The following is a 25,661-nucleotide window of genomic DNA, read 5'->3' as shown; positions in this document are numbered from 1 at the left end:
GTTTTGCATTAATTCATTACAGTTAGCCTTTATATAGTTTATAATAGGACTGATTGACTTGAGATAAAAACAAAAAAATGCTGATATGTTTTATTATATCAGCATTTTTAATTTAATCTTATGCAACATACTTTAAGCCGTTACATTATACATTTTTTCGCGTTGTTCTTTAATCTTCTTATCATTCATGTATTCATCAAATGTCATGTAACGATCAATAACACCGTTTGGAGTTAACTCTATTATTCTGTTACCCACCGTTTGCGCAAACTCATGATCGTGCGTCGTTAATAAGATGGTGCCTTTAAAGTTTTTTAACGAATTATTGAATGCTGTAATACTCTCTAAATCTAAGTGGTTTGTAGGTTCATCTAACATTAATACGTTAGCTCTGGTCATCATCATACGACTTAACATACAACGTACTTTTTCACCTCCAGACAATACATCTGCAGTTTTTAGAGCTTCTTCTCCACTAAAAATCATTTTTCCAAGAAATCCTCTAATGTGAACTTCTTCGCGCTCTTCTTCAGTGGTTGCCCATTGACGTAACCAATCTACTAGGGTTAACTTGTTATTAAAAAACTCGCTATTATCTAATGGTAAATACGATTGTGTAGTTGTAACACCCCAAGCATATTTTCCTGAATCGGCCTCTTCTTTTCCATTTAATATTTGATAGAAAGCAGTGGTTGCTCTAGAGTCTTTAGAGTACACAACGACCTTATCTCCTTTATTTAAATTAATATCGATATTCTTAAATAAAGTTTCACCTTCAATACTTGCAGATAACCCTTGTACGTTTAATATCTGATCTCCAGCTTCGCGATCGCGTTCAAAAATAATAGCAGGATAACGACGGCTAGATCGCTTAATTTCTGATATATTTAATTTATCAATCATTTTCTTTCTACTTGTGGCTTGCTTAGATTTAGCAACGTTAGCAGAAAAACGACGGATAAAATCTTCTAATTCTTTTTTCTTTTCTTCAGCTTTTTTATTCTGTTGTGCATGCTGTCTTGCCGCTAATTGAGACGACTCGTACCAAAATGTATAGTTCCCTGAGAAATGGTTAATTTTTCCGAAATCGATATCAGATATATGTGTACATACAGAATCTAAAAAGTGTCTATCGTGAGAGACCACAATAACGCAGTTTTCATAATTGGCTAAGAAGTTTTCTAACCAAGAAATAGTTTCGTAATCCAAATCATTGGTAGGCTCATCCATAATTAACAAATCTGGATTACCAAATAAAGCCTGTGCCAACAATACACGTACCTTTTGCTTACCATCCAAATCTTTCATTAAGGTGTAGTGAAACTCTTCCTTAATCCCTAAATTAGAGAGCATGGCAGCGGCATCACTATCAGCATTCCATCCATTCATTTCTTCAAACTGAACTTGAAGTTCACCAATTTTTTCAGCATTTTCATCAGTGTAATCCGCATAAAGGGCATCTATTTCAGTCTTTAATTTATAAAGCGGCTTATTCCCTTTTAAAATGGTTTCTAAAACAGTGTCTTCATCGTACAAGTTATGATTCTGTTCTAAAACAGACATGCGTTTGCCTGGTTCTAAATGGACACTTCCAGAAGTTGGGTCCATTTTACCGGCAATAATTTTTAAAAATGTAGATTTACCAGCACCATTGGCACCAATAATTCCATAACAATTACCATTGTTAAACGTTGTGCTTACTTCATCGAAAAGTACGCGTTTTCCAAATTGAACTGAAAGATTAGAAACTGATAACATGTTTTATAATTTTAATCTATTAACCTCAATACAAATCAAGGTGAATTTTTGAGAGTGCAAAAGTAGAAAATTAAACACAAATTATGCTATGATACAGCCTTAGGAATCTTAAAAAAGCCTTAAAAATTGAATTTCTACGCGCTTTTAAAATCGTATATCACTGTTTGTTTACCAAAATCAGGATTTAGCAGCGTAAATTCAGCAAACTCAAACATACCACAACACTAAAATCTATCCCTGTGATTAAATATATTTTGCACATCTACAACATTTAACGAGGTATTAACAACAGTTACCATAAGCATCTTTTATTTTTGTTTACTAACTTTTGAAATAAAATCCTATGCTAACACGTCGTATTGTTCTCACTCTTACTTTGTTGTCTACAATTTTCGGATGTCAATTCAAAGGAGCAAATACGTCTGATTACGCTTATATTGGAGGTGAAATCATAAATCCTAAAAATAACAGTGTTGTACTTTATAATACTCAAGGACAAATTTTAGATTCTATTACCTTAGATCTTAACAATCGGTTTGTTTACAAAATAGATAATCTAAATGCTGGCTTGTATTCTTTAACCCATGGAGGTGAATATCAAATGGTGTTCTTAGAACCTAATGACAGTATTATGTTTAGACTAAATACTTATGATTTTGATGAATCGTTAGTATTTACTGGTCCTGGCGCCAGAAAAAACAATTACCTCCTTAAAACGTATTTATCTAACGAAAAAGAAGCCAAACAGTTAGTTAAATACTCTAAAATGGAACCTGAAGCATTTAATACTTTTGTTGAAAAGCGACGTCAGAAACAGTTAAATGCATTTCATAAATTTTTAAGTCATAATGAAGAGTCTGAGCTCTTTAAATCTATTATAGAAGCCAATATCAATTACAATGCTTATGCTGATAAAGAGATTTATCCATTTGCGTATTTTGGGAATAATAAATTAATTCATATTAAGGATTTACCAGAAGGCTTTTTTGCACATAGAAAACATATTGATTATAATGCTACCCATTTAAGTCGATTTTTTGCTTACAATCGATTCTTATTTTCTCATATTGATAATTTGGCCATTAATGATTATTATAAGAATAATGCCTATCACAGTAAATTTAATAGGCATGCTATGGCTTACAACAAGTCTAAATTAGATTTAATAGACAGTATTGTCTCGGACCCTATTATTAAAAATAATTTATTAAAATATAAGGCTCGCGAATATATTAGCTACAATCATACGGAAGATGAAGCCAATGAATTATTGGACTATTACTTACAAAAAAGCACTAATGAAGAGGATAAAATGTATATGACGGATTTAGTGAATTCCCTAAAATTATTGCGTCAAGGGAATCCGTTGCCTAATATTTCTATTGTAAATTATAACGATACAGAACACTTTATAAATTCTATCATAACCAAGCCTACCATTATTTATTTCTGGTCTTCAAATTCTAAATCGCAATATCGAAATAGTCATTATATGGTAGATAAATTGAAATTAAATTTTCCTCAAACCGATTTTATTTCCATTAATGTAAATGACAATAATGATAAATACTGGAAAAAAATTATAGACAACTATAACTTTCCTACTATTAATGAATTTAAGTTTAAGAACTCTAAAGAAGCCCGAAAAACATTAGCTGTAAACTATTTAAACAAGTGTATTGTAGTAGATGAAAATGGCATCATTTTACATCCTAACGCTAATATCTTTAATTCTAATTTTAAAGAAACCCTTGAGGACTTATTACAACAAAAGCATCTTATTGTAAAACAAGATGCTCTTTAAATTATAAATTCAGTGCTTACTTCAGCACTATGTATGTCTTAATTTCCTTTATTATAGTCGGCTAAGAATTTTTCTAAACCTATATCTGTTAAAGGGTGTTTTAATAATCCTGTTATAGAACTTAAAGGACCTGTCATAACATCTGCTCCTAATTTAGCACAGTCAATAACATGCATTGTATGACGTACGGATGCGGCTAAAATTTCTGTATCAAAGGCATAGTTATCAAATATATGACGGATTTCTGCGATAAGATTTAAACCATCTGTAGAAATATCATCTAAACGACCAATAAATGGAGAAACATACGTAGCACCTGCTTTAGCTGCTAATAGAGCCTGACCAGGTGAAAATACTAAAGTAACATTCGTTTTAATACCTCTATCAGAAAAATACTTACACGCTTTAATACCGTCTTTAATCATTGGTAATTTCACCACAATCTGATCGTGTAATTCTGCTAACGCCTCACCTTCTCTAACCATACCTTCAAAATCTGTAGAAATAACTTCTGCAGACACATCTCCATCTACAATATTACAAATTGAAACATAATGTTTCATTATATTATCTACTCCCGTAATGCCTTCTTTAGCCATTAATGATGGATTTGTAGTTACACCATCTAAAATACCCATATCTTGAGCATCTTTAATCTGCTCTAGGTTTGCTGTATCGATAAAAAATTTCATAAAAACTTGTTTTGAATTGTTGTGTTTTTGATTGTCGCGAATTTACGACTTTAGAAGGCATGTCGAGTAATGATTTTTCATAATATATTAACAATACCAGCTAATTAACAATTATGCTTCCTGTCTCAACATTGCACATGTCATTAGGTTTAAATTAAAAAATAAACCTCCACACTTACAGCTTATAGTGATTCATTAATAATTTCTCATAAACCGCATCTGGAAGAATACGTTTTAAAACAATAGAGAATTTCTGCATAAAAGCCCCAACCTTATAATGAATTTTAGGGTTTTTAGTTTGAATAATACTATAAATAGCTTCTGCCATTTGTTTTGGATCACCACCTGCATCGACATGTTCATCCATCATTTGTAAGGTTTTACCATACGTATCCTTATATGGCGAATATTCTAAAGCGGGCGCATGATAACGACCAGCAGCAATATTAGTCGCAAAATCTCCAGGCGCAACATTAGTCATATTAATATTAAATCCCTTTAATTCCATTCTAAAAGCCTCTGTAATTAATTCTAAAGCTCCTTTACTAGCGCTATAAACACCTCTATAAGGTAAGCCCATATAACCTGCGATGGAAGTTACATTAATAATTAAACCCGAATGCTGTTGTCGCATTACTGGTAAAACAGCCTTAATGACATTAATGGGTCCAAATAAATTAGTTTCAAAATTGCGTTTTATTTCTTCATCTGGTATTTCTTCAATAGGCCCAGTAATACCTGCACCTGCGTTGTTTATTAACACATCAATTTTAGAAGCTTTGCTTAAAACGTCAGCAATACATTGCGAAATTGTTTCAGTTTTAGTAACATCGAGCGCTACAATTGGAAATTTAGATTCCGGATACCGTTCTGGGTTTCTGCTTGTACCATATACTTTAAACCCTTTAGCTTGAAGAAATTCACCAACAGATTTTCCTATTCCTGAAGAACCTCCTGTTATTAATACAACTTTAGACATACTATTTTATAAATTATAATATCGAAAATACAAATTCTGAAGTTAGTAGCACTTTACATATCCTAGCACCCTAAATAAGATAGGCTATAAACTAAAAAAATCTCGATTAGCCATAGCTTTCAAGATTTGAGTTTTGGGTACAAAAAAAGGCAAGCTACCTACATCACACCGCTACGACCGCTTACCTTTGCTGCGTTCCCGCCCTGGAGGATTCAGCAGGAGCTGGTTGTGTAGGACTTGCCGGCTGCAAAGATACAATCTTTTAATACTTTCGCAATAATTATACACAGATTTTTAAACTGAATTTTATTTAATAACTTGCTCAAAAATTAAAAAGCCATTATGCAGATTTCTAAATATTTCATTCTCTTAGCGTTAAGCTTAATTTTATCAAATTGTGGTGATACAAATACTTCAAAAAATTCTAGCTTATCAATAAATACCTCAGAAAAATCATTAATGCTCGGTGATACCTTAAAACTTTTCATCAACAACCCCAAACAGCTTGAAATCACTGATGTTAAGTACCAATTAGACCAGCAACCTATAGAAGATATTAGTATTTTAGATGCCATTACTTTAGGTAAAAAAGAAATTACAGCCACGGTTAAATTGGGAGATGAAATGATAAATTTATCTAAATCGGTTCAAATTTATAATAACATCATTCCTTCTATTTACAAATATGAGGTTTTAAACACCTATCCACACGATATTACATCGTACACGCAAGGACTTGAATTTTTCAATGGCGAATTATACGAAAGTACTGGGCAACGTGGTGAATCGAAACTTAGAAAAGTTAATTTTGAAACTGGCGAGGTTTTAAAAAACATCAATTTAAAAAATCAGTATTTTGGTGAAGGTCTCACCATATTAAACAATAAAATTTACCAGCTCACATGGCAAGCCCAACTTGGATTTATTTATGACGTTAATACTTTTGAAGAACTAGATACTTTTAAATACGGTACAAGTAAAGAAGGTTGGGGAATTTGTAATGACGGAACCACCCTTTACAAATCGGATGGCACAGAAAAAATTTATTTTTTAAATCCTGATAACCTAAACGAAAAAGGCCATATTGAAGTGTATACAGAAAAAGGAAAGATTCCAAATCTAAATGAAATGGAATGGATTGATGGTAAAATCTTTGCCAATATATACCAACGTAACGGTGTAGTTATCATTGACCCTAAAACAGGAGGTGTTGAAGGTGTTATTAATTTTAAACCATTAAAACAACTAGTCACCCAACACCCTGAATTAGATGTATTAAATGGTATTGCTTACCACCCAGAACGAAAAACTATTTTTGTAACCGGAAAAAATTGGGACAAGATATTTGAAGTTAAAATAATGAAGCAATAACCGCTGTATGAAGGTATTTGAAAAAACTATAACGGTTGTTGAAGGTGATATTGATGATCTCAATCATGTAAACAATGTGCGCTATGTGCAATGGGTACAAGATATTGCGAAAGAGCATTGGCAAACCTACGCTACAAAAGCCATTTTAGACAGCTATGCTTGGTTTTTAGTCAATCATTATATTGAATATAAAAGTCCAGCATTATTAGGCGACCAACTTTTACTTAAAACTTACGTTTCTAAAGTGACAGGCGTAAGTAGTATTAGACATGTTGAAATCACAAATCTAAATACTAAAAAGCGTATTGTAAATTCTAAAGCCAAGTGGTGTTTTATGGACGCTAAAACACAGCGCCCTACACGGATAACTACCGAAGTCTCTGAGATTTTTAATTAACATTACTTTAGGTTAAAGTTTTTTTAAAGCACCATTTTATATCAACTTAATCACCTTACTTTAACGCATCAATCAAATCGAACATGCGTAACATTACCATTCTCATCTTTTTTTTTTGTCTTCCGTCTATAAATAGTGCCCAAACCCTAAATGGAAAAGTCTACGATGCCAAAGGCACTGTTAAAGACATAAAAATTTTTAATGAAACACAACAACGCATTACCTTAAGTGATAGTGATGGAAATTTTAGTATTGATGCTAAAGTAAATGACACCATTTCTTTTCAATCCTTATTTTATCATCCTAAAGCCGTTGCTTTAAAAGCTTTTCATTTTGAAGGCACAGCAGTCTTTGAACTTAAAGAAATTCTTAACGAACTTGATGAAGTGGAAATCAATGCCACACCAGAGCAACCTATTTTTGTTGAGGAAAGATACAATACCGACCTCAGAAATATGATTCAGGAAGACATCAAAAATCATCCAGAAAAATACCAACCTGAAGCTACCACCTATGGTCCGGATATCTTTGCTATTATAGGACTAGTGGCTAAGCTTTTCAGAAATAAAGACAAATATATTCCACCAAGCTATCAACCTATAACGTATACACAAATGGACTCCTTATTTAATAATAGTTCCTTTTTTAATACGCGCTTAATAACGGATAATCTTAATATCCCTGAAGATAAAAAATACCTCTTTTTTGATTTTTGCGATGCCAAAATGATGAGTTCAGAACTGCTAAAGGAAGAAAATAAAATGGAATTCTTAGAAGAGCTCGTTGTCAGTAGTCAACTTTTCTTAATTCTATTGGAAGAATACGGCGAAAAAAGTGTTCAACAAAAAAAAGATTAATAAGCGTTTCAATATTAAAAAGTAGACCTTTACAATGAGTCGAAATTATTTTTAGTTTTCTTAGCCATTACAATCTTCATATATTTCTAGGTAACTATAATAAATACTAACTTCAAAAGTTATATTTTTAAGCCTTAATTATATTTATCATTTATGAAGCGATTGCTATCATTCTTACTTTGTTTTGGAATCTTATTATTTTGGAGTTCTTGTCGTAATGATTTTGAATTTACACCAAGCAAAGGAAATCTTGAGTTTACCCAAGATACCATTTACTTAGATACTGTTTTTACCAACATTGGCTCTAGCACGTACAATCTTAAAGTATATAACCGGAGTGATGACGATATTGTGATTCCGACCATACAATTTGAAAATGGTGTGAATTCACTTTATCGAATGAATATTGATGGCAACACAGGATTAGAAGACGCTCAAGAAGGTAAATTCTTTGAAGATGTAGAATTATTGGCCAACGACAGTTTGTTTATTTTTATTGAAACCACTATTGATATTTCAACTTTAGGAGCTTTAGAGAATCAGTTTTTATATACGGACAAAATCCTATTCGACTCTGGAAATAATCAACAAGACATTGATGTAGTTACCTTAGTTAAAGACGCTGTTTTTATCTACCCTAGTAAAGATGACACCACAGGTATTGTTGAAACCCTAAGTTTTGATGTTGATGGTGATGGAACACCAGACGAAACCACACTAGAAGGTCGTTTTCTCACTGATGACGAATTGACATTTACCAACGAAAAACCCTATGTTATTTATGGTTATGCAGGTGTAGGATCTGGTAAAACCTTAACTATGGAAGCTGGTGCACGTGTACATTTTCATGCAGATTCTGGAATAATTGTTACCGATAACGCCTCATTACAAATCAATGGAGCCCTAAGTACAGACCAAGAAACCTTAGAAAATGAGGTAATTTTAGAAGGTGATCGTTTAGAGCCGCTTTATGAAGATATTCCCGGACAATGGGGAACCATTTGGTTGTACAACGGAAGCGAAAATAATACGATTAATTACGCAACCATTAAAAATGCAACGATTGGTGTATTATCTGAAGGAAACCAAAATGCACCAACTGATAAATTGACTATTACTAATACTCAAATCTACAATGTAAGTAGTTTTGGAATATTAGGACGAGCAACGTCTATACGAGCAGAAAATTTAGTTATAAATAATGCTGGTCAATCCTCATTTGCTGGAACGTATGGAGGAAAATACAACGTGACCCATTCAACCATTGCTAATTACTGGAATAGTAGTTTTAGAGAATACCCTGCCCTACTCATAAATGATTATATTCTTGATGAAAACAACACCATTTTTACAAACGATTTAACTGAAGCTAATTTTAATAATTGTATTATTTACGGTAATGATAATCCTGAGTTTATATTAGAAAATGAAGGAGACGTATTTAATTATAAATTTTCAAATTGCTTATTACGTTTCAACGATAACAACTTACAAGGCAATGGAAATTATAATTTTGACGACACCGCTTTTTATATTGATAATGTGTTTAATGAAAATCCAGATTTTGAAGATCCTTATGAAAGTCTCATGAAGATTGGTGAAGATTCTAGTGCTAAAGGAATTGGAAGTGCAACGTATTCAAATTTAGTACTTAACGATATTCTTGGTGCCTCAAGAATAGATTCAGGTTCCTTTGATGCTGGTGCTTATAATTTTTCTACTTTCGAAGATTAAATCGCTTTATTAACATAGTGAATAATAAAAAAGCCTTTCAAACTAAATTGAAAGGCTTTTTAAATATTAATTTAACCTAAACGGTTTTTAATTTTTAAGCATTAAATAACGGTTTTCCTCCCATTAGTGTATTTACTTTTTCAGCAACACCTGCTAAAACCGTTTCATTGTCATGATTTTTAAGAACTTCATCCACTAAATCTACAATGTATGGCATATCATTCTCTTTTAAACCTCTAGTAGTCACTGCAGCAGTTCCAATTCTAATTCCAGAAGTTACAAAAGGAGATTCGGTATCAAATGGTACCATATTTTTGTTCACCGTAATATCTGCTTTTACTAAAGCATTTTCAGCGTCTTTACCTGTAATATTTTTATTTCTAAGATCAATTAACATCATGTGGTTATCAGTACCACCAGAAATTAAGTTATAATCTTTAGCAACAAAAGCTTTTGCCATAGCAGCTGCATTATGTTTTACTTGTAACATATAATGCATAAAATCATCTGTCAAAGCTTCACCAAAAGCAATCGCTTTAGCAGCAATAATATGCTCTAATGGTCCACCTTGATTTCCTGGGAATACAGCAGAATCTAATAAACCAGACATTTTGCGCAGTTTACCATTTTTTAGAGTAATACCAAATGGATTATCAATATTTTCACCCATCATAATCATACCACCTCTCGGTCCTCTTAAAGTTTTATGAGTTGTTGTCGTTACCACATGGCAATGCGGCATTGGATCATTTAAAATCCCTTTAGCAATTAATCCTGCCGGATGTGAAATATCCGCTAATAATACTGCACCTACACTATCAGCCACTTCTCTAAATTTAGCAAAATCGATATCTCTAGAGTATGCTGAAGCACCTGCTATAATCAATTTTGGTTTTTCCTTTTGTGCTTGGTCTGCCAACATATCGTAATCAATATAGCCTGTATCTTTCTTTACTCCATAAAAAGTAGGACGGTATAATTTACCAGAAAAATTCACAGAAGAACCATGAGTTAAATGTCCACCATGAGACAAATCAAATCCTAAAATTGTATCACCTGGTTTTAAACACGCATGGTATGCTGCTGTGTTGGCTTGACTTCCAGAATGCGGTTGAACATTAACATATGCCGCTCCGAATAAGGTTTTAGCACGATCAATTGCAATTTGTTCTACTTCATCGACCACTTCACAACCACCATAATAGCGTTTTCCTGGATAGCCTTCAGCATATTTATTAGTCAGTACAGAACCTGCAGCTTCCATTACCTGGTCGCTAACAAAATTTTCTGATGCTATTAATTCTATACCATCAATTTGGCGTTCTTTTTCGGCTTTAATAAGTTCAAATATTTGTTCGTCGCGTTGCATAAATAATGTGTTTGTTAAATCGATACAAAAATAGTGAATACATTAGTTTAAATATCAAAAATTATGTAGGTTTGAATGAATTTAATGAACATTTAATCAACAATAACTATATGCCATTATCCGCTAACAATCCAGATCGTACCTCATGGTTACATGTCGGTAAAAACTCAGATTTCCCAATACAAAATATTCCATTTGGTGTTTTCTTAACGAGAGACGATATCATTACCATTGGAACCAGAATTGGAGATACGGCCATTGATCTTGGTGCTTTACACCAATTAGGATATTTTAAAGGAATTCCTTTAACGGACGATATATTTCTTCAAGATACCTTAAATGATTTTATTGCAGACGGTAGAAAAACTTGGCGTTTGGTTAGAAATAGAATCGCTGAGATATTTGATGCTGAAAATGATACGCTAAAGAATAATATTCCACATAAAGAAACCATCTTATTTCGTTTAGATGAAATTGAAATGCAGTTACCTATTCAAGTTGGTGATTATACGGATTTTTATGCCAGTAAAGAACACGCTACTAATGTAGGTACGATGTTTAGAGGCGAAGAAAATGCCTTAATGCCAAACTGGTTACACTTACCTGTTGGCTACCATGGTAGAAGTTCTTCTATTATTCCATCTGGAATTCCGATTCATCGTCCACAAGGACAAACATTGCCTGCTGGTTCTGATACTCCTGTTTTTGGACCTAGTAAATTGGTGGATTTTGAATTAGAAATGGCTTTTATTACTACGGATGCTAATGATTTAGGTGAACCTATTCCTATTGAAGAAGCAGAAGAGTACATTTTTGGATTGGTACTGTTAAATGATTGGTCTGCTCGCGATATACAGAAATGGGAATATGTACCATTAGGTCCATTTTTAGCTAAAAACTTTGCATCCTCTATTTCTCCTTGGATTGTTACCCTAGATGCTTTAGAACCATTTAGAGTAGAGAGTCCAAAACCAGTTAAGCCACAGTTACCTTATTTACAATACAAAGGAAAAAAGAGCTACGATATTAATTTGGAAATGGCTATTCAACCTAAAGGCTCTAAAGAAACTACGGTTTGTAAATCTAACTTTAAATATATGTACTGGAACATGGCACAGCAATTAGCACATCATACAGTTAATGGTTGTCCTGTAAATTCTGGAGATATGATGGGTAGTGGTACCATTTCGGGACCAACACCAGATTCTTACGGTTCTATGTTAGAACTGACTTGGAGAGGTGAAAAACCATTAAAAATGAAAGACGGTTCTGAACGTAAGTTTATAAACGACCACGATACTGTAATTATGAGAGGTTATTGTGAAAACGATGATATTAGAATTGGTTTTGGTTCTGTAAAAACAGAATTATTACCTGTATTTGATTCTAAGAAAAAGAAATAGTTTCTTAACTTAAATAAATAATAAAAACGGAAGACTAAAGGCACTGTGCCTTTAGTCTTCCGTTTTATTTTATATAAATAAGCTTCACAATAACAATAACACATTAGTGCTTACCACCAATAAAAAAACCAGAGAACTTACGCTCTCTGGTTACATTTATAAATATTAATCGTGGCTATCTTAGCACAATCATCACAGTTCTTATTTAGCCTTTTAGCCAAGCTTCCCTTACAGCCTTTTGTTCTGCTGTGGCATTTTCATCTTCAATTATAGTTTCGGCAAGAGCATGAGGTTGAGTTAAGGTTGTTTTTATCATTACAGGCTTTCCATCACGCTCTAACTCCATAGTGATTTCTTGTCCTTCTCTCCAAGTAAACATGCCACTTATAACATTATTTGCATTAAATAATGATAATTCTTCACCATTCACCTTTTTTATAACATCGCCAGCAACAATACCTTGTGCTTTCCAAAAAGAATTTTTCAAGGCCATTGGCGAAAAGAAAATTTCTCCTTTTTCTTGGTCGGCATCAAAAATAATATTTTGTCCACCTGCAAAAATGTAATTGGTTTCGCTCTCTCGCTCTCCAAAAGTTAAACCAACCATTGTTAAAAACTCATTATAATTGATTGGTAAATCTCCTTGAACATGGGTTCTTAAAAATTCTCCAACACTAGGGTACGTCATGGCTGTTATTTCTGTAATCAGCTTATCGTCTTCAAAAGGTTTATCTTTTCCATATTTAGTAGATAATTCTTTCATTAAGGATAACATACTTCTGTTGCCTTCACTTTCCTTTCTCATTAAAATATCTATACACATGCCTATTAAAGCACCTTTATAGTAAACATTAAGATAATTATCAGCATAAGGATCATCTAATACGTTTTCACTCATAATAGTAAAACTCATAGCATCATCCCATCGCTTTGATAGATTAATTTTAGAATATATACTATTATAAAACTCATTATTATCTACTAGACCTTCATATACTTGAAAATGCTGAGCAAAATATTCAGTTACGCCTTCATACATCCATAAATGTTTAGAAAATGTAGGTTTATTGTAGTCAAAATAATGTACATCTTCAGAATGCACGGATAAGGGAGTTATAATATGAAAAAACTCGTGAGAAATTACTTCAACCAAAGCATCCTTTAAACTCTCAGGACTTTCATTTTCATTAAACACAGCTACTGTTGAAGTGTGGTGTTCTAGCGCTCCAAACCCTTTAGGATCATTTTCGCCTCCTCTAGATAAATACAAATAGATATCATAACGAGGAGTACTATTAATATCACCCAAATATCTTTTTTGCGCCTCCATCATTTTAAAAATAGTTTCCTTAAGATTTTCCGCTGTGTGTTTTTGATTAGGTGAATAAACGCTTAATACTATTTTTATATCACCAACCATAAATTCTTGAACATCTAATTTTCCATACATCATTGGGTTGTCTGTGATATCAAAATAACGCTGACCAAAATAACTAGAGGTCATCGTTTTACCATCCGCACTAACTTTTGTGCCTTTCTCTTCTAATGCAGAAGTTCTAACAAAATCTGCAGGTGCTGTAACATCAACAGCGTATTGCGCATTCTTTAAAGAATCGAAATAACCAATAAAACCATGTAGATTCAATACAAAATTATCTGTTTCTATATTAGTTCCAGCTGGCGAAAATGGCTCTTCACCACCTATACCTCCAACGGACTCCACATCGAAAGTATCATTTACATAATATTGCAGTTTATCTAATTTTGAAGCGTTAGCAATTGTCCATGAATTATCATCAATCTTAGTAGTCACTAATTCGTTACCGTCGTAATCAATAGCCTTAAAATCGTCTACATATTTACCAAAATCACTAACCGAATAATTGCCCTGAACAACTCTAGGTAATCTGTATGTTACGGTTTCCTCGGTGAAACGTCCTGGATTAATAGTTACTGGTACTCTATCCTTATTTACTGCGGTTAAATCTAATGCGGTTTCAATAGGATTACTAACTGCTAAATCATCTGCTGTTGGTTTTGCAGATCCACAACCCACCAAAAGGATGCTTAGGCCAAGAATGGCAACATAATTCTTCATGTATAAATATTATTTTTTTTAATAGACGCACAAATCTACAATCTGTTACTATTAAAAACCTAAAGGTTTTGTTAAATTCGCAACATGTCACAAGCCTTAGTCAGTATCGTAATCCCTTTTAAAAACACAGAACTATTTATTGCTGAATGCCTAACGTCTATTACAAATCAAACCTACACAAATTGGGAAGCCATTTTTATTAATGATCATTCGGAAGATAAGGCTCACAAAACTGTTGAAAAATTCGCAAGTACAGACACTAGAATTAAACTCTATAAAAATAATGGCAATGGAATTATAGAAGCTTTAAAAACAGCTTATAAATATAGTAGCGGACGGTATATTACAAGAATGGATAGTGATGATATTATGGCACCAATCCGACTAGAAAAAATGGTTGAAAATCTAGAAATGTATGGAAAAAAACACTTAGCAGTCGGACAAGTAAAATACTTTAGAGCCGATGGAGTTAGCGATGGTTTTGCTCGTTATGAGCAATGGTTAAACTCTTTAACGGTTGACGGTAAAAACTATTCTGAAATTTATAAAGAATGTGTTATTCCATCTCCGTGTTGGATGTTACATCGCGATGATTTTGAGGCCTGTGGAGGTTTTAATTCTGAAGTGTATCCTGAAGATTACGAATTAGCCTTTAGGTTTTATAAAGCCAACTATACTTGTATCCCTTGCAATGACATCTTACTCTACTGGAGAGATTACAGTACACGAACATCGCGAACGCATAAACATTATGCAGAAAATTCATTTTTAGATCTTAAAGTGCATTATTTTATAGAGTTGAATTACGATGCGAGTAGACCTCTTGCCATATGGGGAGCAGGACATAAAGGCAAAACGTTAGCCAAAATACTGATACAAAATAACATTCCATTTTACTGGATTTGTGATAACCCAAAGAAAATAGGAAAACATATATACGACCAAGAATTATATAATTTTGATTATTTATCTCAACTAAAGCAACCTCAAAGTATCGTTACGGTTGCCAATACAAAAGCTCAACTAGAAATTACCCAATATTTTGAGACTCAAAATATGCAAGCGATGATAGATTATTTCTTTTTCTGTTAAATTTCTCAAAAGCGAAACGAGGTAATCAGTAAGCATTCTATATATTTGAAGTGTACAAAAAAAACTGACAAAACAACTAAATGGTATATTCAGCGTAGAGGAAATACATCAAACTAAAATTTCATTATTTTCTACTACCTTCAAATTAATAATAACATATCATTATAAATTAGCAAACACAACGACCAACGCATGCAGTTTAAAAACCCAGAAATACTTTATGCCTTATTTTTATTGGTTATTCCTATTCTTATACACTTATTTCAACTGCGACGTTTTCAAAAAGTAGAATTCACTAACGTTAAGTTTTTAAAATCGGTAAAACTTCAAACACGAAAAAGTTCTCAACTAAAAAAATGGATAACTCTGATAACACGTATGCTGCTTTTAGCTTGTGTTATTATTGCATTTGCTCAACCTTTTATTCCCAATACGGAAGATTTTAATGACACCCATGAAACGGTTATTTATTTAGATAATTCCTTTAGCATGCAAGCCAATGGTCAAAATGGTACCTTGCTAAATGAAGCCATACAAGACCTTATAAACACCTTACCAGAAAATGAAACTATCAGTTTATTCACTAATGATGCTACTTATAGACATACAACGCTTAAGGCTTTAAAAAAAGATTTAATTGAATTATCGCATTCACCTTCACAACTGAATTATGAGGCTATTTATTTAAAAGGGAAACAATTGTTTTCTAATAAAAATTCTGCTACACGTCATTTAGTTTTAGTATCAGATTTTCAGCAAAACACAACTCCTTTAAGTTTTGAACCTGATAGTACCATTCAACTCAAATTGGTGCAACCAAAATCCACATTAGTCACTAATATAAGTATCGACAGTCTTTATATTTCTAACACGACTGCTGAAACTATAGATCTACGTGTAAAATTATCTAGCGCAACAAACGCTATAGATAATATATCGGTATCCTTATTTAATAATGATGTCTTACTAACTAAAAGTGCTGTAGATATTGAAAAGAAAGCTGAAACAACATTTACCATTCCCAATAACACTATTATCAATGGAAAATTAGTAATCGATGATGTGGGTTTATCTTACGACAATACATTTTACTTTAATATTAACTCGAAACCTAAAATTAAAGTATTAGGAATAAATGAAACTGCAGACGACACGTTCTTAAAGCGAATTTATACAGAAGATGAATTCAACTATAAAAGTTACCGCATAAATGCGCTCAACTTTAATCTAATTCCTGAGCAAAATCTCATCATTTTAAACGAACTAAACTCCATTACCTCTGCTTTACAAACAGCATTGCAGGCCTTTAAAAATGATGGCGGCAAAATAGTTATCATCCCTTCAAACGACATAGACTTAAAAACTTACAATGAGACTTTTAGAGTTTTAGATATTAGTCCATTCAAAAATCAAAATTCCATTTCTAAACAAATCACAAACATCAATTATGATCATCCTCTTTTAGCAAATGCGTTTTATTCTAAAGTTACAAATTTTCAATACCCTAAAGTAGAACAGTCTTATCGTTTTACTTCAAGCTCTAATACAGTTTTATCTTATGAAGATGGCTCTCCTTTTTTAATAGGACAAAACAGTGCTTATGCGTTTTCTGCCGCACTACATTCAGAAAACTCTAATTTTAAAAACTCTCAATTAATCGTGCCTGTATTATATAATATGGGATTACAGAGTTTAAAACTGTCTAAGTTATATTATACCATTGGACAACCAAACACCATAGCAATTAAGACGTCTCTTGGACAAGATGATATTTTAACCTTAGATTCTGGTGAGACTACCGTGATTCCGCTTCAAAAAACATATAGTAAGTCGGTTGTATTAGAAACGGAAGACTTTCCTAATACAGCAGGAATTCTCAATGTAAAAAACAAGGATACAACGCTTCAGAATTTAAGTTTTAATTACAATAGAGCGGAAAGCAACCTAAGCTACTACGATTTAAGCACTTTAAATAATGTGGCTATAGATTACAGCTTAGAAACAACCATTGATAGCATAAAAAGTAGCACAAATGTTAATGCGCTATGGAAATGGTTTGTTATTTTTGCAATAGCATTTTTAATAATAGAAATGTTACTTCTAAAATATCTTAAATGAACGCACTCATAAAATCTGCAACCATCGTTGATTCTAAAAGTGATTTTCACAATGAAACGGTTGATATTTTAATTGAAAAAGGTCGTATTTCCAAGATCGCTAAACACATAACCAATCCCAAAAATTACCAAGAAATAAAACGAGACCACTTGCATGTATCGCAAGGTTGGTTTGATAGTAGTGTATCTTTTGGAGAACCGGGTTATGAAGAACGCGAAACCATTTCTAATGGTTTAAAAACTGCAGCATACGCTGGTTTTACAGCAGTAGCTCTTAATGCAAATTCAAACCCTGTAATTGACAGCTACGCAGACATTACTTTTGTAAAATCTAAAGCTCAAAATAATGCTGTAAGTCTCTATCCCATAGGAGCTCTTACACAAAGAAGTAAAGGAGAAGATTTAGCAGAGTTATATGATATGACGAATGCAGGAGCTGTAGCTTTTTATGATTATCAGCATCCAATTTCCGATCCTAACCTTATGAAAATTGCATTGCAATATGCCAGCAATTTTAATGGCTTGATTTGTTCTTTTCCTCAAGAATCTAGAATTTCTGGTCTTGGTGTGGTTAATGAGCATATTAACAGTACCAAGTTAGGGTTAAAAGGAAATCCGGCTTTAGCAGAAGAATTGCAAGTGGCTAGAGATTTATTTTTATTAGAATATACCGAAGCAAAACTTCATATCCCAACGATTTCAACGGCTAAATCTGTAGAATTAATTAGAGCAGCAAAAGCTAAAAACTTAGATGTCACTTGTAGTGTTGCCATTCATAATCTGATGCTTTCAGATGTGGTTTTAGAAGATTTTGATACCAACTATAAAGTGCTTCCTCCGTTGAGAACATCAAAAGATTGTGATGCCTTAATAGAAGGGCTTAAAGACGGTACTATAGATATGGTGACTACAGATCATAATCCTATAGACATAGAACATAAAAAGATTGAATTCGATTATGCTAAATACGGTACAGTTGGTTTAGAGTCTGCTTTTGGTGCTTTACAAACATTATTTACCACAAAAAAAACAATAAGCCTTCTTACACAAGGAAAATCTAGGTTTAAAATTAAATCTACGACCATTAATGAAGGTGAAATTGCAGATTTAACATTGTTTAATCCAAATACATCTTACGAATTTAGTACAGAACACATCACATCGCGCTCTAAGAATAGTGCCTTTTTAGGAACCACACTTAAAGGGAAAACGTATGGAATTATCGCTAACGATTTAATTGCTTTAAAATAATGGATGAGAATATAATAAATGAAGGTAAAACATTAGGTTTAGTCGCTTACTTAACTCTACTTGGCACGCTTATAGCCTATTTTATGAATCAAGATAAACGCAATCCGTTTACAGCTTTTCATATTAGACAAGGTTTAGGATTGGGCATAACTTACATCCTTATCGCGTTTGTAATTAGCAGTTTTGATAGTATGATGATTAGCATGTCCTTTTGGCTGTTCTTTTCTGTACTGTACCTCTATGGAATTTATGGAGCTGTTACTGGCAAACGCAGTAAAATACCATTACTTGGTGATTTCTTTCAAAAAGTATTTAATACTATAGGATAAAAATTATGTCGAAACTACAATATATCACAAGACCTTCTTCTTTAAAAGATAATGCACCACTATTAATTATGTGTCACGGTTACGGTAGCGATGAAAATGACTTGTTCTCATTTGCTACAGAACTACCTGAGGAATTAATGATTATTTCATTACGTGCACCTTATGCCATGCAACCTTATGGAAACGCATGGTATGCTATAAATTTTGATGCAGATAAAGGTAAATGGAGTGATAATGAACAAGCTAAAGCATCAGTTAAACTAATAGCTGATTTTATTGATTATGCTTGTGGTACTTATGCTGTAGATTCAAATAATGTTACACTTTTAGGCTTTAGCCAAGGTACTATTTTAAGCTATGCTGTAGCATTAACGTACCCTGAAAAAGTAAAAAATGTTATAGCGTTAAGTGGTTACGTTAATGAAGATATTATACCAAAAGCTATTAATAAAGAAGATGTATCGCATCTTAATTTCTTCTGTTCTCACGGATCTGTGGACCAAGTCATTCCGGTGGATTGGGCACAAAAAGCACCTGTGTTTTTGAAGGCTTTAGATATTAATCACGTCTATTCAGAATATCCCGTTGGGCATGGTGTTGCTCCTCAAAATTTTTATGATTTAAAGGCTTGGCTTCAAAAATATATTTAGTTGAGTTTTGGGTATAGAAAATACTCTACCAGTTTGTAACTAAGGTTACTGTTTTCATCAATAGAATAGGTTAGAAAAACTTCTCCCCATAACGCTCCATCAGTAAAGTTAGCGACAATCCACTTATGATTCATCACTCGCACATTATTGATTAACATTTTAGAATCGGTAGTAGATACGTAAGGTACAATTGGGTGTTCATCACCTTCGTAATCATTCATATCATAAAGGCCTTCTATAATAGCAGGAATAAGCTCTTCTGTATTATAACCTAATGCTTCAAAATAACTGTAAGCATCTTCGTTTCTATCAATACTAAAATAACTTAACTCAAAATTCTGTTCTTCTAGTTGTTTTATTGTTGCTTCATGTTCAGAAACCTTCGCTTTAACTTTTACAATATCTGCATCGTATTTATCAATGATATTTTTAGAATTAACATATTGAAAAATTAGTAATAGAACGGCAAAAATGAATAAGTAGGTTAAAATTTTATTCTTCATGTTTAAATGGTAATTTGTAAATTATCGTAAGCTAAAAAAACGTTTTCTGGTAATAATTGTTGTACTTCATCATGAAAACCCAATAAATGGCTAATATGTGTTAAATAGGTACGTTTAGGGTTGACACGCGCAATAAAATCTAAAGCTTCTTCTAGATTAAAATGAGAAATATGTGGTTCTATTCGCAGTGCATTTACAACTAAAACCTCTAAGTTTTGAAGCTTTTCTATTTCAGAATCTGCGACTGTTTTCATATCCGTGAGGTAGGCAAAATTATGAAACCTGTAACCAAAAACAGGAAGTTTATAATGTAGACCTTCAATAGGAATCACATTGAGGTTGCCTGCCAAAAAGGGTTCATTTTTCACTTCAATTTTAGTGACGTTAGGAACACCAGGATATTTATTTTCCGTAGTAAAAATATAATCAAAACGTTTTTCTAAGGATTTAAACACGCGTTGATGTGCGTACAAATCTATATCACCTTGCCTGAAAAAAAACGGCCTAATATCATCTAATCCCATAGTATGGTCAGCATGCTCGTGTGTAAAAATAATACCATCAATTTTAGAAACTTTAGCCGTGAGCATTTGCTGTCTAAAATCTGGTCCACAGTCTATCACAAACGTAAAATTATCCCATTCTACAAGCACCGATACACGCAAGCGTTTGTCTTTAGGGTTGTTACTTAAACACACAGGGTGATCGCTTCCTATAATCGGAATACCTTGTGATGTGCCAGTACCTAAAAATGTAATTTTCAAAACAATTAATTTCTAAAATGCGTCTAAATTGTAAAACTCTCAAAAATGCGACTTAATTTTAGTCGTATTTCTTTAATTAGAAAAAAAACGCATTGGCTTTTATTATATTTTCAATTCGAAACTGAGATGACAAAAATAAACTTATTTTTTTGTTTGCAATAGTAAAACTGTACCTTTGCAAAAACGACGCAAACCCAATATCCATGAAGGACATAACGTATACAGGTGATTCTGATTTTGAAAATATTCCATCTCTAGCAGATAAAGCATTACGAATAAATCTCAACTCTGATATCTATGGTACTTTTTCAGAAATTGGTGCCGGACAAGAAACAGTACGTCAATTTTTTAGAGCAGGAGGCGCTTCTGGGACCATTGCCAAAGCCATGTCTGCTTATGATAAAGACTTTAGTGACGCTATCTATGGAATTGAAGATGATAAACGCTATGTCACTGAGGCTAGACTTCGAAAGATGCTAAATCACGAAGTAAATTTAATGGAAAAACGTATTACGAGAGATAAGCATCCTAATAAAATATTTTTCTCTTATGCCAATACCGTTGCAACTATCGATTTTGCGAAAAAATTTAAAGGTCATGGCTGGGTAGGAATTAAGTATCAGGTTGCTCCAGACCAGCCCTATAACGATATTATAATTCACGTTAGGTTTAAAGAAACAGACGCTAGATTACAACAAGAAACCTTAGGGAAATTGGGGACTAATTTAATTTACGGAGCGTTTTATAAATACAACCAACCACGTAAATTATTACGCTACTTATACGATCATTTAGATAAAGATCAATTGGAAATTGACACTATAAATTTCTCAGGTCCTGTGTTTGAAAATGTCGATAACCGCTTAATGAGTTTACAACTTGTTAAAAACGGTATGACGGATGCTGTAATGTTTGCACCAGATGGTAATAATGTTTTACCTGCACGTGTATTATACAAGAAAAACATTTTAGCACTAAGAGGTAGCTTTAGACCAGTAACCAAGGTAAATATGGACATGTTTGAGAAATCTTACGAAATGTTCGTTAAAGAGAATAAGGTTGCCAAAGAGAAAACTCAAGTGATATTTGAAATCACTTTATCTAACCTTCGTGCTGAAGGTGAAATTGATGAGCAAGATTTTATGGACAGAGCAAAACTCTTATGTTCATTAGGCCAAACGGTATTGATTTCTAACTTTCAAGAATATTATAAATTGGTAGAATACTTCTCTCAATATTCTAGAGCTAGAATGGGCTTAGCTATGGGTGTTAACAATCTCGTTGATATTTTTGATGAAAAATATTACCGCCATTTAAGTGGAGGAATTTTAGAAGCCTTTGGTAAGCTCTTTTACAAAGATTTAAGAGTCTATTTATATCCTATGGAAAATAAAGATGGAACTGTAACTACGAGCGAAAATCTTAAAGTACATCCACGAATGAAAGAATTATATAAATTCTTTAAATACAATGGAAAAGTGGTAGACATTACGGATTACAACGCCTCTAACCTCAGGGTATTTTCTAGAATTGTACTTAAAATGATTTCAGAGAATAAAGAAGGATGGGAAAAAATGTTACCAGAAGGAGTCTCTAAACTCATTAAAGAAAAAAGCTTGTTTGGCTGTGAATCTGAAGAGGTGATGCACAAAAACTAAACACAATAAATCGAATAAAAAAGCGACCATTATCTTAATGTAATAATGGTCGCTTTTTTATTCATATTGGTTATTCTCCTAAAATTTGCGCAGCATGTGCTTTAGTTTTTACCTTTGAAATGATATCTGTAATAATGCCGTTTTCGTCAATAACAAATGTGGTTCTATGAATACCATCATATTCTCTACCCATAAATTTCTTTGGTCCCCAAACACCAAATGCTTCAATGACGGCTTTATTTTCGTCGGCTAACAATGGATACTGAAAACTATATTTCGTTTTAAAATTGGTTTGACGTTTTGCGCTATCGGCACTAACTCCTAAAATCTCGTAACCTTCAGCTTTAAATCGCTCATAATTATCATTTAGATTACATGCTTCTGCGGTACAACCTGGAGTACTCGCCTTTGGATAAAAGAAAACCACAAGTTTCTTTCCCTTATAGTCTGATAATGATATTGTTTGACCTTGTTCATCCTTTGCTGAAAAATCTGGTGCTTTATCTCCTATATTTAAGTGTGTCATATTGTGTAAATTTGTATTTTATGTCTAATCGTAAAAATACAAAATGACAAAGCAAGAAAAAGTTAATTTCGTTATAAATACCTTATATAAATTATATCCTGAAATTCCGATTCCATTAGATCATAAAGATCCCTATACCCTTTTAATAGCCGTTTTAATGTCTGCACAAAGCACTGATGTCCGTGTTAATAAAATAACTCCCTTGTTATTTGAACATGCCGACAATCCTTACGACATGGTAAAATTAAGCGTTGAAGAAATTAGAGACATTATAAAACCTGTTGGTTTATCGCCCATGAAGAGTAAAGGGATACATGGCTTATCTCAAATATTAATTAATAAGTATAATGGTGAAGTTCCTAAAACATACGAAGCCTTAGAAGCACTACCAGCTGTGGGTCATAAAACGGCCGCTGTTGTACTATCGCAAGCATTTGGAATTCCGGCATTTCCAGTAGATACTCATATTCATCGTTTAATGTATCGTTGGAATTTAAGTAATGGTAAAAATGTAGTACAAACCGAAAAAGATGCTAAACGTCTCTTTCCGGAAGAACTTTGGAATGACTTACACCTACAAATTATTTGGTATGGTAGAGAATATTCACCTGCTCGTGGTTGGGATTTAGACAGAGATATCATAACGAAAACAATTGGAAGGAAGTCGGTATTGGATGCTTATTATAAAAAGAAAAAATAAAAACTATTGGAACAATTGTTGATGCCATTTTAGAAATCTTCAATCCATGAAAAAACTTACCATCTTAGTTTTAATTCTTACTACATTATCTTGTATTCCGGTAAAAATAGCACCTAGATTTAAAAATGAAGATTACAAAATAATGAATGCAAAGAAGTTTCAAAAACAAATGCCAAGAGAAACAGCATTTATTTTTAAAGACTCTAAAGACGCTGGCGAATTCTATAACTATATTAATAAAAAGTATACCTTAAATAATATTGATGTTGGTATCAATGTCCCTTTCCATCTCAATAATCAAACCCTTTATTTATCATATTATGAGGCAGAACGCACAGATGAGAATGTAAACCTTCCTCTCGCATTAATCGATGCAAAAAGAGAAAGTAACGGCAACTCACGATTATTTGAAGATCATTATTCCAATAAAACAGGTCATTGGTATATTATCATAACTATCTATGATGAAAACATAACCAACTGCTTAAGAGATAAGCATCCATTAAAAGAAAAGACCATTCAATATTTAAAAGGTTTAAAACAAGAATACCTTACCACTCAAAATTATGAAGAGCTGTTATTTACAAAAAAATCCTGATACATACATATCAGGACTTTTTCTTAAATACAATTAATTTAGAAGTGCTTCAAACTTCAACTTATTATAATTAATAACACTTAAAGCCTTGGAATAATTCAAAAGGAAACTAATCGTTTCATCTTTTGGATTTAGGTTACATTGTTTTGGGGAAGCATTAGAGTAAATTTTTGCCATTTTAACAATTTATGAGTTTATATATAGCAAAAACGCAACTCTATATGTTTTATTGTATTAATTAGTTAAAACAATATTATTCTGTTCAATCACCTTACGCATATTAATTAGTGCGTAACGCATTCGACCTAAAGCCGTATTAATACTTACACCTGTGCGTTCCGAAATTTCCTTAAAGCTCATATCTTGGTACATTCTCATTAAAAGCACTTGTTTTTGATCTTCAGGTAATTCTTCAATGATACGTCTTACATCAGATTCTACTTGGTCTTTTATCAGCACCTTTTCGGCATTTAACGTAGAATCACTTAATACAGAAAAAATGCTAAACTCGCCCGTATTATCAAATTTTGGCATACGGCTATTCTTTCTAAAGTGATCAATCACAAGGTTGTGTGCTATACGCATAACCCAAGGTAAAAATTTACCTTCTTCATTGTATTTTCCGCGCTTTAGCGTTTTTATGACTTTAATAAAGGTGTCTTGAAAAACATCTTCTGTAACATCTCTATCATACACTTTTGAATAAATAAAACTGTAAATTTTCTGCTTATGCCTTTCTATTAAAATTGAAAGTGCATTTTCATTACCTCTAATGTAGTTGCTAACCAACTCGGCGTCTTGGATAAGTTCTTTTCTCATAATAATTACTTTAGTCCCTAGTAATTGCTTACTAAGTTTGGGGTTACTAGCTGTTTTCTAAGAGTAATATTATGCTATACGCAGATGGTTTTTAAATTATGAATAAGTTCCAAATATAACAACAATCATTCCAATTAAACAAAAAAATCCACTAAAATTTAACATTTTATCGGATAAAGCGCGCCTTTAATA

24 protein-coding genes and 1 other RNA gene are annotated in these 25,661 nt (G+C 32.7%); 14 read left to right on the top strand and 11 right to left on the bottom strand.

Annotation, left to right across the window (positions count from 1 at the left end; all coding sequences use genetic code 11):
- Positions 1-132 precede the first annotated feature (132 nt).
- Positions 133-1,758, bottom strand: a complete 1,626-nt coding sequence (locus C8N41_RS11880; protein ID WP_115839403.1) for an ABC-F family ATP-binding cassette domain-containing protein — start codon at positions 1,756-1,758, stop codon at positions 133-135.
- Positions 1,759-2,101: 343 nt separating this feature from the next.
- Between C8N41_RS11880 and C8N41_RS11875 the strand changes: the two genes are divergently transcribed.
- Positions 2,102-3,562, top strand: a complete 1,461-nt coding sequence (locus C8N41_RS11875) for a TlpA family protein disulfide reductase (protein ID WP_115839402.1) — start codon at positions 2,102-2,104, stop codon at positions 3,560-3,562.
- A gap of 38 nt (positions 3,563-3,600) precedes the next feature.
- Here the strand turns inward: C8N41_RS11875 and fsa are convergent, their stop codons facing one another.
- From fsa to ffs, 3 genes are all read right to left on the bottom strand, one after another.
- Positions 3,601-4,254: a fructose-6-phosphate aldolase gene (gene fsa / locus C8N41_RS11870; RefSeq protein WP_092447367.1), complete on the bottom strand. Its 654-nt coding sequence runs from the start codon at positions 4,252-4,254 to the stop codon at positions 3,601-3,603.
- 175 nt (positions 4,255-4,429) lie between these two features.
- Complete coding sequence (locus C8N41_RS11865; RefSeq protein ID WP_115839401.1) at positions 4,430-5,233, bottom strand: SDR family oxidoreductase; 804 nt, start codon at positions 5,231-5,233, stop codon at positions 4,430-4,432.
- A 144-nt stretch (positions 5,234-5,377) separates the two neighbouring features.
- Positions 5,378-5,476: signal recognition particle sRNA small type (gene ffs, locus C8N41_RS11860), an RNA gene on the bottom strand.
- 99 nt (positions 5,477-5,575) lie between these two features.
- Between ffs and C8N41_RS11855 the strand changes: the two genes are divergently transcribed.
- The 4 genes from C8N41_RS11855 (at position 5,576) to C8N41_RS11840 (ending at position 9,592) form a co-directional block, all read left to right on the top strand.
- Positions 5,576-6,604 carry a glutaminyl-peptide cyclotransferase gene (locus C8N41_RS11855; protein WP_115839400.1) on the top strand — a complete coding sequence of 343 codons (1,029 nt, stop codon included), beginning with the start codon at positions 5,576-5,578 and terminating at the stop codon, positions 6,602-6,604.
- A gap of 7 nt (positions 6,605-6,611) precedes the next feature.
- Complete coding sequence (locus C8N41_RS11850; protein ID WP_115839399.1) at positions 6,612-7,001, top strand: acyl-CoA thioesterase; 390 nt, start codon at positions 6,612-6,614, stop codon at positions 6,999-7,001.
- Between the two features lie 83 nt (positions 7,002-7,084).
- The gene (locus C8N41_RS11845) at positions 7,085-7,858 is read left to right on the top strand and encodes a hypothetical protein (protein WP_115839398.1); all 774 of its coding nucleotides are present in this window, start codon (positions 7,085-7,087) and stop codon (positions 7,856-7,858) included.
- Positions 7,859-8,011: 153 nt separating this feature from the next.
- Positions 8,012-9,592: a hypothetical protein gene (locus tag C8N41_RS11840; protein WP_115839397.1), complete on the top strand. Its 1,581-nt coding sequence runs from the start codon at positions 8,012-8,014 to the stop codon at positions 9,590-9,592.
- A gap of 94 nt (positions 9,593-9,686) precedes the next feature.
- Here the strand turns inward: C8N41_RS11840 and glyA are convergent, their stop codons facing one another.
- Positions 9,687-10,961 (bottom strand): serine hydroxymethyltransferase, encoded by a 1,275-nt coding sequence (gene glyA / locus C8N41_RS11835; RefSeq protein ID WP_115839396.1) that lies wholly within the window; start codon positions 10,959-10,961, stop codon positions 9,687-9,689.
- A gap of 110 nt (positions 10,962-11,071) precedes the next feature.
- On the opposite strand from glyA, the gene fahA reads away from it, so the two are divergent.
- Entirely contained in the window at positions 11,072-12,364 is a 1,293-nt protein-coding gene (fahA, locus tag C8N41_RS11830; protein WP_092447836.1) for a fumarylacetoacetase, read from the top strand.
- Between the two features lie 205 nt (positions 12,365-12,569).
- Here the strand turns inward: fahA and C8N41_RS11825 are convergent, their stop codons facing one another.
- On the bottom strand, positions 12,570-14,462 hold the full coding sequence (locus C8N41_RS11825) for a M61 family metallopeptidase (protein ID WP_115839395.1): 1,893 nt from the start codon (positions 14,460-14,462) through the stop codon (positions 12,570-12,572).
- 84 nt (positions 14,463-14,546) lie between these two features.
- Here C8N41_RS11825 and C8N41_RS11820 point away from each other — a divergent pair, with 84 nt between their 5' ends.
- From C8N41_RS11820 to C8N41_RS11800, 5 genes are all read left to right on the top strand, one after another.
- Positions 14,547-15,554 (top strand): glycosyltransferase family 2 protein, encoded by a 1,008-nt coding sequence (locus C8N41_RS11820; protein WP_115839394.1) that lies wholly within the window; start codon positions 14,547-14,549, stop codon positions 15,552-15,554.
- Positions 15,555-15,746: 192 nt separating this feature from the next.
- Complete coding sequence (locus tag C8N41_RS11815) at positions 15,747-17,672, top strand: BatA domain-containing protein (protein ID WP_115839393.1); 1,926 nt, start codon at positions 15,747-15,749, stop codon at positions 17,670-17,672.
- Positions 17,669-18,922, top strand: a complete 1,254-nt coding sequence (locus C8N41_RS11810; RefSeq protein ID WP_115839392.1) for a dihydroorotase — start codon at positions 17,669-17,671, stop codon at positions 18,920-18,922. The genes C8N41_RS11815 and C8N41_RS11810 overlap by 4 nt, the downstream gene beginning before the upstream one ends.
- Positions 18,922-19,251 (top strand): DUF4870 domain-containing protein, encoded by a 330-nt coding sequence (locus C8N41_RS11805; RefSeq protein WP_092447356.1) that lies wholly within the window; start codon positions 18,922-18,924, stop codon positions 19,249-19,251. Before C8N41_RS11810 ends, C8N41_RS11805 begins: the two co-directional genes overlap by 1 nt.
- Before the next feature lie 5 nt (positions 19,252-19,256).
- Entirely contained in the window at positions 19,257-19,901 is a 645-nt protein-coding gene (locus tag C8N41_RS11800) for an alpha/beta hydrolase (RefSeq protein ID WP_092447355.1), read from the top strand.
- On the opposite strand, the gene C8N41_RS11795 is transcribed toward C8N41_RS11800, so the two are convergent.
- Complete coding sequence (locus C8N41_RS11795) at positions 19,898-20,404, bottom strand: hydrolase (RefSeq protein WP_092447354.1); 507 nt, start codon at positions 20,402-20,404, stop codon at positions 19,898-19,900. The two genes, C8N41_RS11800 and C8N41_RS11795, sit on opposite strands and share 4 nt — an antisense overlap.
- Before the next feature lie 2 nt (positions 20,405-20,406).
- Positions 20,407-21,168 (bottom strand): MBL fold metallo-hydrolase, encoded by a 762-nt coding sequence (locus tag C8N41_RS11790; protein WP_115839391.1) that lies wholly within the window; start codon positions 21,166-21,168, stop codon positions 20,407-20,409.
- A 203-nt stretch (positions 21,169-21,371) separates the two neighbouring features.
- Here C8N41_RS11790 and C8N41_RS11785 point away from each other — a divergent pair, with 203 nt between their 5' ends.
- Positions 21,372-22,826, top strand: coding sequence for a TonB-dependent receptor (locus C8N41_RS11785; RefSeq protein WP_115839390.1), 1,455 nt, complete (start codon positions 21,372-21,374; stop codon positions 22,824-22,826).
- Between the two features lie 70 nt (positions 22,827-22,896).
- On the opposite strand, the gene bcp is transcribed toward C8N41_RS11785, so the two are convergent.
- Positions 22,897-23,352: a thioredoxin-dependent thiol peroxidase gene (gene bcp, locus C8N41_RS11780; protein ID WP_115839389.1), complete on the bottom strand. Its 456-nt coding sequence runs from the start codon at positions 23,350-23,352 to the stop codon at positions 22,897-22,899.
- 43 nt (positions 23,353-23,395) lie between these two features.
- Between bcp and C8N41_RS11775 the strand changes: the two genes are divergently transcribed.
- Positions 23,396-24,052, top strand: coding sequence for an endonuclease III domain-containing protein (locus C8N41_RS11775; protein WP_115839388.1), 657 nt, complete (start codon positions 23,396-23,398; stop codon positions 24,050-24,052).
- A 46-nt stretch (positions 24,053-24,098) separates the two neighbouring features.
- Entirely contained in the window at positions 24,099-24,650 is a 552-nt protein-coding gene (locus C8N41_RS11770) for a hypothetical protein (RefSeq protein WP_115839387.1), read from the top strand.
- Between the two features lie 33 nt (positions 24,651-24,683).
- Here C8N41_RS11770 and C8N41_RS16990 read toward each other — a convergent pair whose 3' ends face one another.
- Together C8N41_RS16990 and C8N41_RS11765 are read right to left on the bottom strand one after the other, a co-directional pair.
- A complete protein-coding gene (locus C8N41_RS16990; RefSeq protein ID WP_170137121.1) occupies positions 24,684-24,827 on the bottom strand; it encodes a hypothetical protein in 144 nt (47 codons plus the stop codon).
- A 57-nt stretch (positions 24,828-24,884) separates the two neighbouring features.
- The gene (locus tag C8N41_RS11765; protein WP_092447348.1) at positions 24,885-25,469 is read right to left on the bottom strand and encodes an RNA polymerase sigma factor; all 585 of its coding nucleotides are present in this window, start codon (positions 25,467-25,469) and stop codon (positions 24,885-24,887) included.
- Positions 25,470-25,661: the final 192 nt, after the last annotated feature.

It is taken from the genome of Winogradskyella sediminis, assembly GCF_003387355.1.
Taxonomy (GTDB): Bacteria; Bacteroidota; Bacteroidia; order Flavobacteriales; family Flavobacteriaceae; genus Winogradskyella; species Winogradskyella sediminis.
The sequence above is the reverse complement of the archived record's forward strand: the minus strand, read 5'-3'. Positions and strand labels throughout refer to the sequence as shown.

What these genes read in the sequence shown, in the direction of transcription:
- C8N41_RS11855 (WP_115839400.1), top strand. Translation starts at nt 5,576, where the DNA reads ATGCAGATTTCTAAATATTTCATTCTCTTAGCGTTAAGCTTAATTTTA.
- C8N41_RS11805 (WP_092447356.1), top strand. Translation starts at nt 18,922, where the DNA reads ATGGATGAGAATATAATAAATGAAGGTAAAACATTAGGTTTAGTCGCT.
- C8N41_RS11840 (WP_115839397.1), top strand. Translation starts at nt 8,012, where the DNA reads ATGAAGCGATTGCTATCATTCTTACTTTGTTTTGGAATCTTATTATTT.
- glyA (WP_115839396.1), bottom strand. Translation starts at nt 10,961, where the DNA reads ATGCAACGCGACGAACAAATATTTGAACTTATTAAAGCCGAAAAAGAA.
- C8N41_RS11795 (WP_092447354.1), bottom strand. Translation starts at nt 20,404, where the DNA reads ATGAAGAATAAAATTTTAACCTACTTATTCATTTTTGCCGTTCTATTA.
- C8N41_RS11850 (WP_115839399.1), top strand. Translation starts at nt 6,612, where the DNA reads ATGAAGGTATTTGAAAAAACTATAACGGTTGTTGAAGGTGATATTGAT.
- C8N41_RS16990 (WP_170137121.1), bottom strand. Translation starts at nt 24,827, where the DNA reads ATGGCAAAAATTTACTCTAATGCTTCCCCAAAACAATGTAACCTAAAT.
- C8N41_RS11820 (WP_115839394.1), top strand. Translation starts at nt 14,547, where the DNA reads ATGTCACAAGCCTTAGTCAGTATCGTAATCCCTTTTAAAAACACAGAA.
- C8N41_RS11770 (WP_115839387.1), top strand. Translation starts at nt 24,099, where the DNA reads ATGAAAAAACTTACCATCTTAGTTTTAATTCTTACTACATTATCTTGT.
- C8N41_RS11765 (WP_092447348.1), bottom strand. Translation starts at nt 25,469, where the DNA reads ATGAGAAAAGAACTTATCCAAGACGCCGAGTTGGTTAGCAACTACATT.
- C8N41_RS11845 (WP_115839398.1), top strand. Translation starts at nt 7,085, where the DNA reads ATGCGTAACATTACCATTCTCATCTTTTTTTTTTGTCTTCCGTCTATA.
- C8N41_RS11800 (WP_092447355.1), top strand. Translation starts at nt 19,257, where the DNA reads ATGTCGAAACTACAATATATCACAAGACCTTCTTCTTTAAAAGATAAT.
- fsa (WP_092447367.1), bottom strand. Translation starts at nt 4,254, where the DNA reads ATGAAATTTTTTATCGATACAGCAAACCTAGAGCAGATTAAAGATGCT.
- C8N41_RS11880 (WP_115839403.1), bottom strand. Translation starts at nt 1,758, where the DNA reads ATGTTATCAGTTTCTAATCTTTCAGTTCAATTTGGAAAACGCGTACTT.
- C8N41_RS11775 (WP_115839388.1), top strand. Translation starts at nt 23,396, where the DNA reads ATGACAAAGCAAGAAAAAGTTAATTTCGTTATAAATACCTTATATAAA.
- fahA (WP_092447836.1), top strand. Translation starts at nt 11,072, where the DNA reads ATGCCATTATCCGCTAACAATCCAGATCGTACCTCATGGTTACATGTC.
- C8N41_RS11785 (WP_115839390.1), top strand. Translation starts at nt 21,372, where the DNA reads ATGAAGGACATAACGTATACAGGTGATTCTGATTTTGAAAATATTCCA.
- C8N41_RS11810 (WP_115839392.1), top strand. Translation starts at nt 17,669, where the DNA reads ATGAACGCACTCATAAAATCTGCAACCATCGTTGATTCTAAAAGTGAT.
- C8N41_RS11875 (WP_115839402.1), top strand. Translation starts at nt 2,102, where the DNA reads ATGCTAACACGTCGTATTGTTCTCACTCTTACTTTGTTGTCTACAATT.
- C8N41_RS11825 (WP_115839395.1), bottom strand. Translation starts at nt 14,462, where the DNA reads ATGAAGAATTATGTTGCCATTCTTGGCCTAAGCATCCTTTTGGTGGGT.
- C8N41_RS11865 (WP_115839401.1), bottom strand. Translation starts at nt 5,233, where the DNA reads ATGTCTAAAGTTGTATTAATAACAGGAGGTTCTTCAGGAATAGGAAAA.
- bcp (WP_115839389.1), bottom strand. Translation starts at nt 23,352, where the DNA reads ATGACACACTTAAATATAGGAGATAAAGCACCAGATTTTTCAGCAAAG.
- C8N41_RS11815 (WP_115839393.1), top strand. Translation starts at nt 15,747, where the DNA reads ATGCAGTTTAAAAACCCAGAAATACTTTATGCCTTATTTTTATTGGTT.